At 49.4% G+C, this 16,085-nt stretch carries 18 protein-coding genes, 2 tRNA genes and 1 other RNA gene; 2 read left to right on the forward strand and 19 right to left on the reverse strand.

Translation table 11 applies throughout. From position 1 onward, the window contains the following. Window positions 1–254: 254 nt before the first annotated feature. From porB to tadA, 11 genes are all read right to left on the reverse strand, one after another. Window positions 255–1,196, reverse strand: coding sequence for a pyruvate synthase subunit PorB (gene porB, locus PHT49_00450; protein MDD5450361.1), 942 nt, complete (start codon window positions 1,194–1,196; stop codon window positions 255–257). Beyond that, entirely contained in the window at window positions 1,193–2,371 is a 1,179-nt protein-coding gene (locus PHT49_00455) for a transketolase C-terminal domain-containing protein (GenBank protein ID MDD5450362.1), read from the reverse strand. The genes porB and PHT49_00455 overlap by 4 nt, the downstream gene beginning before the upstream one ends. Window positions 2,372–2,376: 5 nt before the next feature. Continuing rightward, window positions 2,377–2,670, reverse strand: a complete 294-nt coding sequence (porD, locus tag PHT49_00460) for a pyruvate synthase subunit PorD (GenBank protein MDD5450363.1) — start codon at window positions 2,668–2,670, stop codon at window positions 2,377–2,379. Between the two features lies 1 nt (window position 2,671). Then, on the reverse strand, window positions 2,672–3,223 hold the full coding sequence (locus PHT49_00465) for a pyruvate ferredoxin oxidoreductase subunit gamma (protein ID MDD5450364.1): 552 nt from the start codon (window positions 3,221–3,223) through the stop codon (window positions 2,672–2,674). Between the two features lie 148 nt (window positions 3,224–3,371). Then, on the reverse strand, window positions 3,372–3,971 hold the full coding sequence (gene recR / locus PHT49_00470) for a recombination mediator RecR (protein MDD5450365.1): 600 nt from the start codon (window positions 3,969–3,971) through the stop codon (window positions 3,372–3,374). Window positions 3,972–3,979: 8 nt separating this feature from the next. Next, window positions 3,980–4,294: a YbaB/EbfC family nucleoid-associated protein gene (locus tag PHT49_00475; GenBank protein ID MDD5450366.1), complete on the reverse strand. Its 315-nt coding sequence runs from the start codon at window positions 4,292–4,294 to the stop codon at window positions 3,980–3,982. 36 nt (window positions 4,295–4,330) lie between these two features. Then, entirely contained in the window at window positions 4,331–5,992 is a 1,662-nt protein-coding gene (dnaX, locus tag PHT49_00480) for a DNA polymerase III subunit gamma/tau (protein MDD5450367.1), read from the reverse strand. Between the two features lie 100 nt (window positions 5,993–6,092). Next, window positions 6,093–6,191: signal recognition particle sRNA small type (ffs, locus tag PHT49_00485), an RNA gene on the reverse strand. Between the two features lie 131 nt (window positions 6,192–6,322). Then, window positions 6,323–6,415: transfer RNA gene (locus PHT49_00490), tRNA-Ser, on the reverse strand. Window positions 6,416–6,590: 175 nt separating this feature from the next. Next, window positions 6,591–6,684: transfer RNA gene (locus PHT49_00495), tRNA-Ser, on the reverse strand. Further along, on the reverse strand, window positions 6,636–7,115 hold the full coding sequence (tadA, locus tag PHT49_00500; protein ID MDD5450368.1) for a tRNA adenosine(34) deaminase TadA: 480 nt from the start codon (window positions 7,113–7,115) through the stop codon (window positions 6,636–6,638). Before tadA ends, PHT49_00495 begins: the two co-directional genes overlap by 49 nt. 364 nt (window positions 7,116–7,479) lie before the next feature. Between tadA and PHT49_00505 the strand changes: the two genes are divergently transcribed. Next, on the forward strand, window positions 7,480–7,746 hold the full coding sequence (locus tag PHT49_00505; GenBank protein MDD5450369.1) for a hypothetical protein: 267 nt from the start codon (window positions 7,480–7,482) through the stop codon (window positions 7,744–7,746). Between the two features lie 5 nt (window positions 7,747–7,751). Here PHT49_00505 and moaA read toward each other — a convergent pair whose 3' ends face one another. The 8 genes from moaA to PHT49_00545 all read right to left on the reverse strand — a co-directional run bounded on the left by moaA (window position 7,752) and on the right by PHT49_00545 (window position 15,162). Further along, entirely contained in the window at window positions 7,752–8,735 is a 984-nt protein-coding gene (gene moaA, locus PHT49_00510; protein ID MDD5450370.1) for a GTP 3',8-cyclase MoaA, read from the reverse strand. Between the two features lie 5 nt (window positions 8,736–8,740). Continuing rightward, window positions 8,741–10,528 carry a response regulator gene (locus PHT49_00515; GenBank protein ID MDD5450371.1) on the reverse strand — a complete coding sequence of 596 codons (1,788 nt, stop codon included), beginning with the start codon at window positions 10,526–10,528 and terminating at the stop codon, window positions 8,741–8,743. A 67-nt stretch (window positions 10,529–10,595) separates the two neighbouring features. Then, entirely contained in the window at window positions 10,596–11,228 is a 633-nt protein-coding gene (locus tag PHT49_00520) for an OmpA family protein (GenBank protein MDD5450372.1), read from the reverse strand. A gap of 134 nt (window positions 11,229–11,362) precedes the next feature. Then, entirely contained in the window at window positions 11,363–12,880 is a 1,518-nt protein-coding gene (gene hflX, locus PHT49_00525; protein MDD5450373.1) for a GTPase HflX, read from the reverse strand. Window positions 12,881–13,268: 388 nt separating this feature from the next. Then, window positions 13,269–13,607 (reverse strand): type II toxin-antitoxin system PemK/MazF family toxin, encoded by a 339-nt coding sequence (locus tag PHT49_00530; GenBank protein ID MDD5450374.1) that lies wholly within the window; start codon window positions 13,605–13,607, stop codon window positions 13,269–13,271. Next, window positions 13,592–13,834, reverse strand: coding sequence for a ribbon-helix-helix domain-containing protein (locus PHT49_00535; protein MDD5450375.1), 243 nt, complete (start codon window positions 13,832–13,834; stop codon window positions 13,592–13,594). The genes PHT49_00530 and PHT49_00535 overlap by 16 nt, the downstream gene beginning before the upstream one ends. A gap of 186 nt (window positions 13,835–14,020) precedes the next feature. After that, window positions 14,021–14,482, reverse strand: a complete 462-nt coding sequence (locus PHT49_00540; protein MDD5450376.1) for a hypothetical protein — start codon at window positions 14,480–14,482, stop codon at window positions 14,021–14,023. 50 nt (window positions 14,483–14,532) lie between these two features. Further along, window positions 14,533–15,162 carry a hypothetical protein gene (locus tag PHT49_00545; protein MDD5450377.1) on the reverse strand — a complete coding sequence of 210 codons (630 nt, stop codon included), beginning with the start codon at window positions 15,160–15,162 and terminating at the stop codon, window positions 14,533–14,535. Between the two features lie 349 nt (window positions 15,163–15,511). Here PHT49_00545 and PHT49_00550 point away from each other — a divergent pair, with 349 nt between their 5' ends. After that, window positions 15,512–16,072, forward strand: a complete 561-nt coding sequence (locus PHT49_00550; GenBank protein ID MDD5450378.1) for a hypothetical protein — start codon at window positions 15,512–15,514, stop codon at window positions 16,070–16,072. The last annotated feature ends 13 nt before the right edge of the window (window positions 16,073–16,085 follow it).

Consider the following 16,085-nt stretch of genomic DNA (forward strand, 5'->3'; position numbering starts at 1 on the left):
GTGTTCACCCATTTCCGGTCATGCCGCAGGCAGATTCGCCGGGGCGAACTTAACTCTTTCCGCGATTAGCCCACAACGTTCGGCGTTCAGGCAGAAGCTCAAAAAAGCCTTCAGCTTTTTTGATCCCTGAATTCTGTCTCCTGTTTTCTCTATGCGTCCCGTGGCATTTGTTTATAATAGCATCTGTATCCAAAAAAAGAAAGGCGCAGGTTGAGCAGCCTGCGCCTTTCGAAATATTACTAAATCCAGGACAGTTATGCGGTCTCACCGGCCAGCTTTAGCAGCTTTTCATATTCTTCGTCCACCTGTCTCTGGATCTGGGCAATAAGGTCATCGGTCAAATGACGGAACCGGCCCTGCTTCTTCAGATACTCGGCTACGGGTTTTGGTTTTGTAATCTTACGGTTAATTATATACTTACCTTCTATGACCTCATAAAGTGGGAAGACATTAGTCTCTACAGCTAATTTACTTATCTCAATGGCCAGGTCGCCGCCGTGTCTCCAGCCGGTGGGACAGGATGAGTAAATATGCAGGTAAGCGGGCCCCTTGACTAGGGCGGCCTTTTTGGCCTTGTTCATTAAGTCCAGGAAATAGGCCGGCGAAGCCGTCGCTACGTAAGGAATATTATGAGCCACGGCAATAGCCGGAACGTTCTTTTTCTTCGTCGCCTGCCCAAAACTCTTTTTCCCCGGCGGAGAAGTGGTGGTCATGGCGCCATAGGGCGTAGAGCTTGAACGCTGTACGCCGGTGTTCATGTAGGCCTCGTTATCCAGGCAGATATAGACAAAGTCGTGGCCCCTCTCCATGGCGCCGGATAAGGACTGGAGACCGATATCGGCGGTTGCCCCGTCTCCGCCTATGGCTACGACATCGATATGTTTTTGTGGAATTTTGCCCTTGCGCATAAGCACCTTCAGGGCCGCTTCCGTGCCCGAGGCCACAGCAGCCGCATTTTCAAAGGCTACATGCAGCCATGGTACATTCCAGGCCGTTTGCGGGAAGGTGGAGGTAATAATCTCCATACAGCCCGTGGCACTGACAACGATACTGTTCATACCGATAGCCTTCATAGCCAGTTTAAGCGCCAGGACCTCGCCACAGCCCTGACAGGCCCGGTGCCCGGAGGCCAGAGGATCTGCGAGAGGCAGCTTCTTTGCCGAAAATCCCTTGAAGTTTTCAAGCTCTTTGATCATATCTCCCTCACTCCGATCATTTCGTAAAGTTGCTTCGGTCTCTTTTTGGCATAAGTAAATGCCTTTGAAACTATCTCTTCAAAATTTTCTACCGTAACATCACGACCACCCAGGCCGGCAATAAAGTTATAGACCTTTGGCCGGCCACGCTCTGCATAGAGGGCGGCCTTAATCTCTTCGGCCACCGGGCCGCAGGCCCCACCCGGAGATAAAGCCCGATCTACTACGGCCAGTGTCTGGACGCCGGCGATAGCCTTTTTGAACTCCGGAGCCGGGAAAGGCTTCCAAAGGCGGAAACGTACCAGACCTACCGGCATCCCTTTTTCGCGCATCTTATCAATGGCGGTCATGGCGGTCTCGGAGATGCTCCCCATCGTAATGAGAATAACTTCGGCTCCTTCAGTCTTATATGACTCTACGGGGTTGTAATAACGCCCGAAGAGGTCGCCGAATTCCTTCCAGGCCTTGAGAACGACCTTTTTAGAGTTAATCAGGGCCTCATCCGTGGCCTTTTTTGCCTCCGTATATATCTCTGGTATCCCTACCATACCCATAGATACCGGCTTTCTCGGATCCAGGCGCACCTTCGGCTTGTATGGGGGGAGATACTTATCCACCTCGGCTTTATCCAGTATCTCAATGGGTTCAATGACGTGGCTCAAGGTAAAACCATCCAGGTTGACAATGACCGGCAACAAGACCTTAGAATCTTCGGCCACCCGGAAGGCATGCAGGACCAGGTCAAATACCTCCTGCCCGTTCTCCGCAAAGGTCTGTATCCAGGCGATATCCTGCTCGGACATGATGTCGCTATGGTCGTTCCAGATGCTGATTGGGCCGGAAAGCGCGCGATTGGCTACTACCATGACGATAGGCAGTCTCATGGCAGGGGCGATAAAGAGAATCTCGTGCATAAGGGCGAGGCCCTGTGAGCTTGTAGCCGTAAAGGTTCGGGCGCCGGCGGCTGAAGAGCCGATACAACAGCTCATAGCGGAATGCTCGGATTCTACCGGAACAAAAGCGGCGTCCAGTTCCCCATCTGCCACTACCTCCGAGAGGTGTTCAACAATATGTGTCTGTGGAGTGATCGGATAAGCCGCAATAAGATCGACATCCGCCAATTTGACGGCCTCACTGGCGGCTATGGAAACCTCCATCCCAATGCGTTTTGCCATATTAACTAATCCTCCTCTAAAACCATGGTAATGGCGTCTTTAGGACATTCTTTGGCACAGATGCCGCAACCCTTACAGTAATCCAGATTGACCTTGTAATACCCCTCCTCTGCCGGGACCATAGCAAGATCAGGGCAATAAACCCAACATAACCCACACTTAATACATTTGTCCCTATCCACAACCGGCCGTTGTGACCGCCAATCACCTGTTTTGAAGGTGCGGGAACTGCCCGGCTGCCGTATGACACAGCCCAAATCGAGTTTTTTCCAACCCATTACGGCGTCTATCTTTGCCATATTACGACTCCCTTATGATAGTTTCAGTCATGGCCCGGTTGAAGGCTGTCTTGTTCTTCTCCGCAATGCGACCGAAGCGTTTATCAATGGCCTTTCCTAACGCATCGCTACTTACTATACCGGTAGATTTAAGTAAGGCCCCAAGCATGGTCGTATTGGTTATGGGGACCCCCATACTCTCCATGGCGATCTTGGTAGCGTCAACCGTAGCAATCTTTGCCTTGACATTTAATAACCCGGCCATCTCTTCCGGTGTCTTGGAGGTATTTATAATTACCGTCCCTCCGTCTTTCAGTCCGGCGGCCACGTTGACGATTTTAAGAATGCTCGGGTCGAGGACCATGACCACATTTGGTCCATAAACCTTTTCCCGCGTCCTGATGGGCTTATCGCTTACCCTTATAAAGGCCGCTACAGGCGCCCCCCGCCGTTCCGGGCCGAAACTCGGAAAGGCCTGCGCATACTTCCCGTCGTCAATGGCTGCAATAGCCACCAGTTCGGCTGAAGTAACCGCCCCTTGGCCACCCCTCCCATGGATTCTGATCTCGATCATGATTTGATTCTCCTCCACCCGGTTTGCTTCTTCTGTAAATTGGTAACCGATTTATTGCTAACAGTGAGGCCTTTGCGTAGCACGCAGCATTTCTTTTGTCAAGCCTTTTGGCTTGTTATTAATTTAACAAAGACTATTGCCTGTCGCTTTATGCCCCGGTCCTGGCTTCTAATGCCCGCCTGAGGGTCATTTCATCATTATATTTAAGGTCTGTACCCATGGGAACTCCGCAGGCAATGCGGGTCACAGTTACATCTTCATTTTGAAGCAATCCGGCCAGGTAGGCAGCCGTGGCTTCTCCAGCCACAGTTGGGCTGGTCGCCAAGATTACCTCTTTCACCTGATCGTTTTTTATACGTAAAAGAAGCTCTTTTATCTTAAGCTCGTCCGGGCCAATCCCATCCATAGGCGAAAGCACACCATGCAAGACATGATAACGCCCCTTAAAGCCGCCGGATTTTTCTATAGCCATCATATCCCCCGGGTCTTCGACTACGCAAATCGCGTCAGTGGCTCGTTTGGGGTCTGCACAGATGGCACAGGGATCGGTTTCCGTAAAACTGAAACAGGTAGAGCAAAACCGTATTTTTTTCTTGACTTCGTCAATACTTTGGGCCAGTTCTTTGGCCCTCACATCGGGCCAACGGAGTATCGCCAAGGCAAGACGTGTCGCCGTTTTTTCTCCAATACCAGGTAAGTTGCCTAGATTTCGGATAAGTCGTAAAAGGGCCGGTGGGAAAACGGACATGGCTATGATTACAAGAGCCCCGGAATCTTAAAGCCACCAGCGACCTGGGCCATCTCTTCCTGCATCATCTGCTGAGATTTTTTCAGGGCATCATTTACCGCAGCCAGGATCAGGTCCTGTAACATATCAAGGTCGCTAGGGTCTACGACTTCTCGTTCTATCTTTATGGATACTATTTCCTGCCGGCCATTGGCTACGACCGTTACCATCCCGCCACCCGCAGAGCTTTCCACGGTCTTGTCGGCCAGTTCCTCCTGTATCTTGGCCATCTTAGCCTGTATTTTTTGTGCCTGTTTAACTAATCCTCCCAGATCTTTCACCATATACTCCTTAGAAACATTTTTACGGGCGTTCGGCTATCAGTCCGCCTGCGGCGGACGATCAGCTCTTTTTTCGATCTTGATCTCCTCAATATGTCCGCCTAAGATGCTTAACGCCTCTTGAACCAGGGGATGTTTTACTATCTCCTCCCGGACGGTGCGTTCCTGGCCTGTCTCCTCTGCTGTTTCACGACCAGGGGTTGCCACTGATTCTGAAAGTATGTCTATTCTTATGTCTCGCTGGTAATATTCCCGACAAATCTCGCGCAGCCGTGCGTTATAAAAAGGATCTTTTAAGAGATCGGAGAGGGAATGATCGGCAAACACAATAACCAGTGTATCATTTTTTACCGTCAACCTCTGACATTGCTGTAGAATCGAGACCAGAGGGAGGCTCTTGCTTTTAACGAAACCCAAAAAGACCTCCGGATCTTCCGGCCTGCCGGATACAAAGGGGGCTTCCGGTTCTTTCCCTTCGTGCCTGCAGCTATCCAGGCCTGACCCCGGAGGATAGGCCGTGGTTTGATCCTGGATGGGTAACGGACCCTCATTCTCTTTAATGCCAGAGGCCAGAATGGAAATCTTTTCCAGTATCCTTTCCACTGGAATAACATCCTTTAACAGGCTCGCTCGCATCAGTATCATCTCAAGGGTCAATCTAGGCTGTGAAGATCTTCTCAATTCCTCCCACCCCTGTATCAGCAGCTGGAGATACAGGTAAATGGTCTCGGTACTTTTTGTCTGCCCCAGTCTATCCAGTTCTTCTTTTTCATCGTCTGCAACATTTATTAACGGGCCTGGTTTCCGGCAGGTCTTAATAATGACCAGATTTCGAAGGGCCTCTACCAAGTCGGCATAAAACCGTTTTAGGTCCTGACCATGGGTATAAATCTGATCTATCAGGTCGATACTTCGCTCAAGGTTATGTTCAAATATGGCCACTATCATCTCTATAACCAGCCTCTGGTCAACAAGGCCAAAGACAGCGGCTATCTCTTCGTCCCCAACTTCATCCCCGCCATAGGAGATAATCCGATCCAGGAGGCTCAGGGCATCACGCATACTCCCCTCGGCCTCCCGGACAATAAAGCGCAGTCCTCCTGCGCTCAGCTTTATACCTTCCTGATCGATGATGGCCTTAAGGTGGCCTGTAATCACTGACGCGGGAATCCGTTTAAAGTCATAGCGCTGGCAGCGCGAAAGGATGGTAATGGGAATCTTGTGCGGTTCTGTAGTAGCAAAAATAAAGATGACATGTGCCGGCGGCTCCTCTAAGGTCTTGAGAAGGGCATTAAAGGCCGGTTCGGTGAGCATGTGCACTTCATCAATAATGTATATCTTATACCGGCATTTGGCGGGAAGGTACCTGGCATTTTCTCTTAACTCGCGGATCTCGTCAATACCGCGGTTAGAAGCCCCGTCTATCTCATAGATATCTACAGATGAACTAGTTGTGATCTCCCGGCAGACAGGACATTGATTGCAAGGTATTTCCGTAGGACCGCTTTCGCATTCTAAAGCCTTGGCCAGGATGCGTGCCACTGAGGTCTTCCCGACACCACGGGCCCCCGCAAAGAGGTAGGCATGGGCCACCCGTCCCTGCCGGATGGCATTTTGCAGGGCCTGTACCACATGACTCTGACCCATGACTTCAGAAAAATTTTGCGGCCGCCACTTTCTGGCCAGGACGAGGTAGGCCATTTTCTTTGATCCCCGTTTCGGAAACGCTCCGGTATCAGCGTTCAGACCCTCTGTAGGCAGACTGATCGCTGAACGCTGATAGCCAATAGCTAAAATTAATGATAGCCAGGCGCCCCTGCGGCACACGAAAGTTCTCGCTGCCGTTGCTTCCTTCCGGACCTGGCGGGGTTCGCAAGTTTCCGTTGCGCAGGACCCGGCTATCAAATTGTTTAGTGTTCATCCGGAAACTACCGTTTCCGGCTTCACGCTTTCAGCCATCAGCTATTAGCTGTCAGCGAAAAAACAAGACAACCGACATCTGATAGCTGACTGCTGGTTGCTATTTAAAAATGGCGGAGAGAGTGGGATTTGAACCCACGGTCCCGCTTTTGGCGGAACACACGATTTCCAGTCGTGCTCCTTCGGCCGCTCGGACATCTCTCCACGGATTACCTACATACATACAAAACACTAAGCTATTTAGATAGGCCTAAGCCTAATACTACGATAAACTGCGTCACTGGTCATTAGTCATTGATTAACTATAGAAAATTCTTAGTTATTAGTATCTCTTGCCAGTGACTAATGACTATTGACTAATGACGTTACTATATTTTTTTGGCGGAGAGGGTGGGATTCGAACCCACGTAGGAGTGATTAGCCCCTAAGTCGATTTCGAGTCGACCCCGTTACGGCCACTTCGGTACCTCTCCCCCGATCGCTTATGCCGGAAAAAGGCCTGCATTATGGACTGGGCTTCACCAGCCAGAATACCTGAAATGACCTCGATGCGATGGTTTAGCCTGTGGTCTTGAGCCAGATTATACAGCGAACCGAACACCCCTCCCTTAGGATCATACGCACCAAAGACCAATTTCTTGACCCGGGCCTGCAAGATAGCGCCGGCACACATCAAACAAGGCTCGATAGTGACGTAAAGAGTTGTTCCCGGTAATCTGTAGTTAACATGGGTCGCCGCCTGGCGGAGAGCCAGTATCTCCGCATGGGCCGTGGGATCACTCAGTGCGATGACCTGGTTGTAGCCCACCCCTAAAATCTGGTCATCTTCTCCCACAAGAACCGCCCCCACCGGAACCTCCCCTGTAGTTTGGGCCTGGCCGGCGGCCTCGAGGGCCTTACGCATAAAGCTTTCGTGATACCCCGGGCTTTCCTCTTCTTTTAACATTTCAAACAGCAATTTTGATTCTATAAAGGCTCTTGCAAAACTCCATTTTTTGTCATTTCCGCAACGCTTTTGATCGGGAATCTGGTTTTATTCAAGTAAAAACAATATCCCTGATAGAATCATTCGGGGATGACAGACAATTTTGCAAGAGGCTCTGTTAAAGTTAGAATCCTTATATTACCGAGTGAGGCCGACTTGTCAAGGTGAATCAGAAAAGCACTCTTATACCTAATCTAGGCGGCAGTATAACTGATTGACTTTGCTTGCGCAACTGTGGTAACCATTAACAAATGGGCACATAGTCCATTAGCGGGAGGACGCTATGCCTGGATTTTTGGAAGAAAAAGAAAAACTTACTAAGGATCGGGTTAAAGAAATTATTATAAATAAGGAATACTCATATCTTGAGGAGAAGGTCTCTCTGGAGGGCATAGAAGGCGACAACTTGATATTTAAGATATCCCTCCTGCTTGACTATAAGAAGCAAATGATATTCATTGAAGAAAAAGATAAGATCGTTATCCCGTATAAAGAATTCAAGGTAGAAAACTGGGGGGAAGGAATTCGTAAGATTGAGGATATTGCCTGAGGTCCTCAGCCCCCAATTTGCGACATCTGACGGCGGCACTGATGTATTAAACGGCCATATCCCGCATGCTCAAGGGGTTTTTGTTTAACCGCTTTTAGTATTAATCCTGCCAATTCTGCATCCTGCATACCAGAGCGTAGATATTTTTTTACATCCAGTTCGTCATCTGAAAAAAGGCACATCCTCAGTTGTCCATCCGGTGTGATACGCATCCTGTTACAGAAAGCACAAAAACTCTGACTAATAGAGTTTATAAAGCCTATTTCACCTGCCGCCCCGGCAAACGTGTAAACTACGGCCGGCCCCGCATCCTCTTTATGCCTCAGAGGCAACAGGTCCCCCACTTTCCTTACCCGCTCCATGCACTCAGCCCCGGGCATATAGACATCACCGTTCCATCGGCTTCCACAGCCAACCGGCATAAACTCTATGAACCGCACCTGCAAGGGATATTTATAGGCCAGACGGGCAAAGGCCTCTATTTCGTCATCGTTTATGCCCTTCATAACTACCACATTAAGCTTAACCTCGACATCACCGAATGACAGGGCCTTTTCAATAGCTTCCCAGACCTTATGCCAGAAAGGGCGGGTGGTTATCACATGATATTTCTGCGCGTCTAAGGTGTCCAGGCTTATGTTTATCCTATTAATACCGGCCGCATACAGTTCATCAATTTTTTCCCCCAGAAGGGTGCCGTTCGTAGTGAGACAGACTGCCCGGAGCCCATCGATGCGCCTGAGTGACCGGATAAATTCGGTAATGCCGCGGCGAACCAGGGGTTCTCCTCCTGTCAGCCGAACCTTCTTTATGCCCAATGGGATTAAAACCTGCACCAGGCGTAAAAATTCCTCATAGCGCAATATCTCTTCACGGGCAATCTTCCGGACACCACCGGGGGGCATGCAGTATTGACAACGCAGGTTGCAATGATCTGTAACCGATAAGCGAAGGTAGGTAATGGTCCGGTTATAATTATCGACGAGCATCTCTGTCAAGACCTGTCCTCTGCGCTGCGCGGCAAGGTAATATTAACACGCACCCCGGCATCTAACCCGCTGGAAATATCCATTTTGCCTTTGTGCGCCCTGACAATCTGTTCCGCTATATTCAATCCCAGACCAACGCCGTAAGTTTTGGTTGTAAAAAAGGGTTGTCGGGCCCTATCCAGCATCTCTCCGTGCATGCCCATTCCGGTATCACTAATCTCAACCTCTATGTTCTGGGGGGTAAGCCGGGTGCTGATCCTGAGCCGCCCACCTGAAGGCATAGCCTCGACAGAGTTTTTGCATATATTAATAATAGCCTGTCTCATCTGATTACCATCAAGCTCTGAATCAGGCATATCCGGGGCAAAATCTGTTTCTACCTCAACGTGAAATTTCTCAAACGAAGGGCTGAGGGCGCCAAGGGAGGAAGACACTATATCATTCAAATTTTGCCGGCTCAGCGTCAATTGCGGAGATTGAATGAATTTAAATACCTGGGCCAGAATCTCTTCCATTTTCTCCGTCTCTTTTACAATACTATCCAGATGCTTTCGGTGTTTATCCTCCTTCGTATGCCTCTGTATAAACCGGGCCAAGCCTCCGATCGAGGCCAACGGATTCCTCATCTCATGGGCTATCTGGGCAGCCATCTCGCCTATGGCCGAAAGCCGCTCAGCCCGGATCAACATATCCCGGCTTTCCTGTAAGTCTTTATTAGCGGTCTCCAGCATAGCCAGTTTGGCAGCCAATTCTGAGTAAAGTCTGCTCTTTTCTATGGCCATACTGGCCTGGTTGGCAAAGAGTTCAATGGCGGCGATGTCCTCTTCCTTGATCGGCTTGCCGGTGATAAAATTATCGGCAATAATAATGCCCTGTACCCGGTACGGGGAACAGAGTGGAACAACCGCAAACTCGTCAACACCAAAGAGATCTACAATATCGTCTCTCACCGGCCGGCCATCAATACGTCTCCCCAGCACATGAAATGCACGCCGTTCCTGTGCCGCCCGTATAAAAACATGATCCGTGTCTGTGCCGGGCACCGTTATCCCGCGAACAATCCGGTTAACCCTTGCGTCCTGAGGCTGACAGGCCCGACCACATTTCTCAAGTGCCTCGGCCAGTGTATATTTCGTCTCCTGCAATGCCGACCATATCCTTCCGGCTTCTTCCGGGCTGTCCGGCCCAACGGCCATTTTCCCCCGCAACACGCCGCCATCATCAAATAATGCCAAAAAGGCACGGTTAAACCCTAATCCCACGCCTGCAGTGATACCAACCAGTATGGTCCTGAAGATGTCTTCCAGTTCGACTGTGCTTAAAAGGTAATAAGCCACCTTTACGGAGAGGTCATGCAATATCTCCAGCCTAAGGTTCTTTTCTTCTATGCTTCGCTGGTACTCTTTATTTTCAATCTCTAAACGTCTTTTATTAAGGGCCCTCGCTACCACAACATGCAGCTCATCCACTGTGAACGGCTTGATAATGTAATCAAAGGCCCCGCTCCGGATGGCAAAGACTGCGGTTCGAATATCTACTACACCGGTCATCATAACTGCACAGATATCTTCATCTCGTTCCATTATCTGTGGCAAGAGGCTCAATCCGTCCTGATCAGGAAGCTTAATGTCTAATAATATGAGCGAAATCCGGTGCTCAGCCATTAGAGCAACAACCTCCCGGGCCATCGAGGCCTCAAGACACTCATAACCGCTGCCTGTAAGGGCATCATTTATAAAACCCCTGACCACTGCATCGTCATCTACAATCAGTATTTTCTCAACCGTAGGCATAATTCTCGCTCATATCAATGTACAAAATAGATATTGCCCCTGGAACTTCCTGCTTTTATTATTAGTCTCAGCTCCCCTGCTGGGGTATAATCTCCATCTCCACGCGACGGTTCTTCTGCCGGCCGGCGGCCGTACGGTTATCAGCTACAGGAAATGATTCTCCGTAACCAACGCCGGTTACACGCCCTGGCCCGACCTTCGCTCCTACCAGAAAGTTTCTAACCATTAAGGCCCGGCGCTCCGAGAGCTTAAAATTGTATTCTTCAGAACCGACATCATCTGTGTAGCCCTTAACAATTATGCGGGTCTCCGGATATCTTTTTAGAATATCGGCCGTCTTTTCCAGTGTCACCGCAGAATTCTTACTCAATTCGGCCGAATTCGTCTGAAAGAGGATATTGTCCTGCATGGTCACTACCAGGCGGTCCTCTTTCCTATCTACCTGAACACCGGGTACCTGCTCAAGTTCCTTAGCCTGCTGGTCAAGATAGTAACCGATGCCTGCCCCAGCCAACCCACCAATAACGCCACCAACTACCGCGCCCTTACCCTCGCCGACGATGGCGCCGGTTACTGCCCCTACGCCAACCCCAATCGCCGCCCCCTGGGCAGTCTTGGTCTTAGCCCATTCCGGGGCTGTAGCGCAGGATACAATGAAGGAGACAAGGCCAAGGACAACAACAGTTTTCGGTAACTTCATTTTTTGTTCCTCCTGAAATCCCTATAGTCTTGTCAAGAGATTAACCACAAGGCACACAAAGTTTTAAAAATTCTTTTCATGTTATTCCACTATCTTAGCAAATCAGGACTTAATAGCAATCCCAAAATAACCGATCATATCTCTTTTACCTGGGTATGAGCCTTCTCCACTATGCCCTGAATGGTTTCAATAAATGGCGACAGGGTGTCAGGGTTCATGGCCGAAATGGCCAGGGCATTATAGGCCCGGCTTTGGGTAGCGACATAATCCGGCGATACCCGGTCTATTTTATTGAAGACTTTAATATTGGGAACGTGATGCAGTTCCAGGGTCTCCAGAATATGTTCTACTGCCTCTATATGTTCTCGAAAATTTTTATTACTTATGTCTATGAGATGAATAATAACATCGGCATGCTGAAGTTCTTCCAGTGTGGCCCGAAAGGCCTCGAATAAGGCCTGGGGCAGATCACGAATAAAGCCTACCGTATCGGTTATTATAGCCTCGGCCTCCCGGGGGAAGCGAATCCTCCGGCTGGCCGGGTCGAGGGTGGCAAACAGGCGGTCCTCGGCCAGAAATTGACTTTTGGTAAGGGCGTTCAGCAGCGTAGATTTTCCGGCATTGGTGTAACCAACAATGGATATTATCGGTATATCTTTCCGCTTGCGCGTTTTGCGCCTTAGCTCCCTCTGCTTGCTGATGGATTTGAGTTCTTTGGTAAGTCGCGTGATGCGCTCGCGCACCCGGCGGCGATCTATCTCCAGCCTGGTCTCACCAGGGCCGCGTCCGCCGATGCCTCCGGTAAGCCTGGAAAGCGCATCGTCTCTGGTAACCAGCCGCGGTAAAAGATAGTTCAACTGGGCCATTTCTACCTGTATCTTGCCTTCCCGGCTCCGGGCGCGCCGGGCAAAAATATCCAGGATAAGCTGGGTGCGGTCAATAACCCGCATATCTGTAAAGTCGGTAATGGAACGTATCTGGGAAGGATTTAACTCATGATCAAATATCAGCAGATTGGCGCCCCTCTGCAGTGTCTTTATCAGTAAATCGCCGAGTTTCCCCTTACCCATTATGTACTTGGGGTGTATTTTATCTCGCCGCTGAATAATGGAATCCAGCACCTCAACCCCGGCGGTTCGCGCCAAATCCCTCAGTTCCTCCAGAGACTCCTCCGCCGCTTCACGGGAGGAGGTGGTGACATCAATAAGGAAGGCGCGATCTTTTTTCCCGCCCACTGTTTCTAAGGCCTGCTCACGGGCAATCTCGTCCTCAAGAGATTGAATCAAGCCCTGAAAATCAATATCCAACTGTGCCGGTATCTTAGGCTCTAGAAAAAAGATGTTTTCTCCCCTTACCGGTCTGGGCAGGAGGTGGGCGGCATGTACCAATCCCGGAAGGCCATCTGGTCGGGCAATTATGCCGGCCATGATATCCAGACGAAGGATGGCCAAATCCGTCAAATCATCCTGGGTAAGGGGCTCATCCTCCAGATGGGTGTGAATGCACCTCAAGCCCCGTAAACGGCTGCTCCCTGCACGGTAATCCGATAAAGCCGGAATAGTAATATTCCGGTGGTCGCCGACCATGACATATTCTATCTCGCCGGACCGCTTTATCAATATGCCTATCTGACGATTGATCTCCCGCGACAACTCGGTAATATATCTGGCTAGTTCAGGGGTGATTATGTCTTTAGGTGGGATCTTACGGCGATAGATATTTTCCAGTCTTTTTACCTGGTTAACCTTAAGGCCGATTATATTTCCGGATATTTTTCTAATAGATTCAGCCCCCTTTTTCTATAGATCGTATTGTCAAAAAATTTACCGCAGAGAACGCAGAGACCGCAAAGCATTTATCGAAAAACAAGATGTTAGATAATCTTCTGCTCCCTTCCTCTTTGCGCTTCCTGCGGTTAACTTTTCATGAAACTTTTGACAGTACCCAACCCAAACATCAAGGTCGTTCGTGTAACAATGTAATGGGGGGCGCTGTGGGTCGTCTTTGAGAAGCTTGAAATTCTTTTCGGGAAGCCTCTGGTTAGCCACCGATAATTTCATTTAGGCCTTCGATTACGAGATCAATTTCTTCCGGCGATACTTTCGCAATTCGCTTTCCGAGACGTTCCTGCGATAGGGTACGTATCTGGCTGATCTTTACCCACGATTGCTTTGGAAGAGCTCGACTGGAAAGAGGGAGGGTAAGAGGAAATCCTGCTTTTGGCGGTTGACTTGTGAGGGCAACGGCAATTACGACGCCCGATCGATCATTGAAAACATCCTGGCTGAGGACAAGCACCGGCCTTTGGCCGGATTGTTCGTGCCCTTTTATCGGATCCAGATTCGCCCAGTAGATATCGCCCCTCAGTATTCTGGCCATTTTTCGATTTCCCGCGAGAACCCTTCCTCGGCAACAGCCTTTTCAAGGTCCGGATCGAGCTTGGCGCACTCTCTCGCTAAACGACTCCTGTTGACACGAGCAAGTTTTTCTTTGATGGCCTCCTGTATTGCCTTGCTCCTATTGGGGAAGACTTTGGAAGAAACTAATCTGTCCAGCTTCCCAAGTACTTCTTCTTCGATAGTGATGGCAATCTTGGCAGTGCCCATATTTTCACCTCTGGTATTACAATATATCATACCATCAGGTTTTTCAAGTCCTTTTGTGGCTAATAAATCTGTTAAAAAGCCCGCTTTTCAGTATCTCCATATTCGTAACTATTTGATTTTATTAATGGCAAAACTACGAAGAGAGACTTTCCCGACAGACTCAACACTCGGGTTCAGGCGATCTCTTCATATCGGTACATGCTGTTTTGGTAATTGACCTATGACAATCGAATTGAGATCAATGCCGGACAGCACCATGACTGCTTTGTATGCTTCAAGCAATGTGTCATGTATTGATCCGAGGTCTTTCAACATGAGTGCTCTTCCTTCTTCCGAGTTTCTGCGAAAGTTGTGACGCCGATAAAATGAATGCGAAAGGCGATTGCGCTCTGTGAGAGCACGGGACAAAAGTGCTTCGAGATGACCAACAGATTCAGATGAACTGCTTACGTTCTTAAGAAGCTGCCCAAGAGTTTGGCGATTTATCTTCTTGAAAAGCACCGATGCTAGCTCTGGATTCGGTTCGCCTAAGAGGTTCTCTTCAGCCACACCAATCTTGATGAGGATATTGCCGAGTTCGGTCTCAAGCAGTTGAGCCGCTTCGGAGGCCTCACCGAACTTTCGATACACGTCATCCAAGGTTGGCACATAACCTCCTTGATCGCTTAACGTCGGGCGGGTCCCTCCGCACGCCCTGGTTAGGTCGCTTGTTTTGGGATTTTGTGTTCGTCATAGACTCGAGCTTTCGATAAGTCAACCCAGTGGCTGTGAGGGAACGTAGGTACTTCGCGATCGAACTCCTTCAGGATCTCATCTCTGACATCTTTCCACAGGGCGAATACCTTTTTATGGCAGGTTTGGGCTTCGCATCGCTGAATGCTTGGCCCGAACCCAAGGTCTTCTACGAGGAGGTAGATATTTTTAATCGGCTCAAAGGGATACAGTCCACTCTTGATGTTGGCATCTGGCAGATTGCAGAATACACCTCGGACTTCGTCTATAGCAACACTAAGCTTAATCAGCACAGTGCGATATTGTGCCTCGGTCGTGATTTCAAACTGGCAATACTGAAGTGCACAATGGGCGGCCTCAACAAGACTTGACCACAAAGATCTTAACTGTTGCTGATAGGCGTGGCGCCTTTGTGCGCAGTAACCCAGCCATACCGCAGTAATGCCGATAAATATGGGCAGGAGATCCTTGAATGTCGAGAACACGATTCGCTCTTCGGTGCAGTCAAAAATACTGATCAAAATTCCGACAATTGCGAGGATCGTAAAAACAGCGATGGCACCGATGAACCACCTCCTGATGGATTTCTTGGTCATTCCTGACTTACCTCATGCGACCTAACATTATATTTAGCTATTAACTGTCTTTTATCATAGTCATAGAGAAAAAAGATAGTGGCGTCAAGCAAAAAGGGGGTTTTGGGGGTAAAGGGGAAAGTCCCCAAAGCGATGGCCAGAAGACCAGGTCTTGCGTTTTTCGATGTCGCTGATTAAAGTAACGTTTAATGAACTCGTAAAAAGTCGAGGGTAGGACGGCACAGTAAAAAGCTCCAGTTGCAAGGCGCGCAAATCCTGAGGAATGAGGCGTACTTGTAGCTACGCCGCAGTGACGAAGGATGCGGCGCAACGCAGCAAATGGACTTTTTACGAAGCCGTCAACGTTTGAGTGATTACCGATACCCATTACCTAACCGACCTGAAAAAATCCATTACACGAGGAGGCCTTGTAGATGTTACCGGGCTGAAAGGCTCTTCCCTGGCCTTTGCCCTGGCCGAAATCGAAAAAACACTCTCCGGCCCTGTCATATGTGTAACCCCTGGCTTAAAGGAGGCAGAACTCTATGCCACGGAGTTTGCCTTTTTCTGTAAACGGCCGGTCTTTGTCTTCCCGCCCTATGAAGTCTTTCCTTTCAGCGAACTATCCCCCCACAGGACCACGGTAAGCCGCCGTATCGAGACCCTTTACCGCATGGTCTCCGGTGATCCTAACTTTATCGTCGTGGTTCCGGTGGAGGCCCTATTACAAAAGTTGCTGCCCAAAAAGGCGCTGACCGATTTTGTCGATTATATCGTTACTCATGAAGATATCGACCGCCAGACCTTAAGAGAAAAGCTGATAGCCGGCGGCTATACCGCTACCTCGCTCGTGCAGGAAGTGGGAGACTTCAGCATCCGGGGTGGCATTATAGACGTTTTTCCCCCCTGCACACCAATCCCGTCCGTATAGACTGTCTTGGAGA

The sequence above is a fragment of the Desulfovibrionales bacterium genome (assembly GCA_028715605.1).
In the GTDB taxonomy this organism is placed as follows: Bacteria; Desulfobacterota; QYQD01; order QYQD01; family QYQD01; genus QYQD01.

What these genes read in the sequence shown, in the direction of transcription:
- dnaX (MDD5450367.1), bottom strand. Translation starts at nt 5,992, where the DNA reads ATGGCCTACCTCGTCCTGGCCAGAAAGTGGCGGCCGCAAAATTTTTCT.
- PHT49_00475 (MDD5450366.1), bottom strand. Translation starts at nt 4,294, where the DNA reads ATGGTGAAAGATCTGGGAGGATTAGTTAAACAGGCACAAAAAATACAG.
- tadA (MDD5450368.1), bottom strand. Translation starts at nt 7,115, where the DNA reads ATGCGTAAGGCCCTCGAGGCCGCCGGCCAGGCCCAAACTACAGGGGAG.
- moaA (MDD5450370.1), bottom strand. Translation starts at nt 8,735, where the DNA reads ATGCTCGTCGATAATTATAACCGGACCATTACCTACCTTCGCTTATCG.
- recR (MDD5450365.1), bottom strand. Translation starts at nt 3,971, where the DNA reads ATGTCCGTTTTCCCACCGGCCCTTTTACGACTTATCCGAAATCTAGGC.
- PHT49_00455 (MDD5450362.1), bottom strand. Translation starts at nt 2,371, where the DNA reads ATGGCAAAACGCATTGGGATGGAGGTTTCCATAGCCGCCAGTGAGGCC.
- PHT49_00530 (MDD5450374.1), bottom strand. Translation starts at nt 13,607, where the DNA reads ATGGCCAGAATACTGAGGGGCGATATCTACTGGGCGAATCTGGATCCG.
- PHT49_00545 (MDD5450377.1), bottom strand. Translation starts at nt 15,162, where the DNA reads ATGACCAAGAAATCCATCAGGAGGTGGTTCATCGGTGCCATCGCTGTT.
- porD (MDD5450363.1), bottom strand. Translation starts at nt 2,670, where the DNA reads ATGGCAAAGATAGACGCCGTAATGGGTTGGAAAAAACTCGATTTGGGC.
- PHT49_00515 (MDD5450371.1), bottom strand. Translation starts at nt 10,528, where the DNA reads ATGCCTACGGTTGAGAAAATACTGATTGTAGATGACGATGCAGTGGTC.
- PHT49_00505 (MDD5450369.1), top strand. Translation starts at nt 7,480, where the DNA reads ATGCCTGGATTTTTGGAAGAAAAAGAAAAACTTACTAAGGATCGGGTT.
- PHT49_00535 (MDD5450375.1), bottom strand. Translation starts at nt 13,834, where the DNA reads ATGGGCACTGCCAAGATTGCCATCACTATCGAAGAAGAAGTACTTGGG.
- porB (MDD5450361.1), bottom strand. Translation starts at nt 1,196, where the DNA reads ATGATCAAAGAGCTTGAAAACTTCAAGGGATTTTCGGCAAAGAAGCTG.
- PHT49_00520 (MDD5450372.1), bottom strand. Translation starts at nt 11,228, where the DNA reads ATGAAGTTACCGAAAACTGTTGTTGTCCTTGGCCTTGTCTCCTTCATT.
- PHT49_00465 (MDD5450364.1), bottom strand. Translation starts at nt 3,223, where the DNA reads ATGATCGAGATCAGAATCCATGGGAGGGGTGGCCAAGGGGCGGTTACT.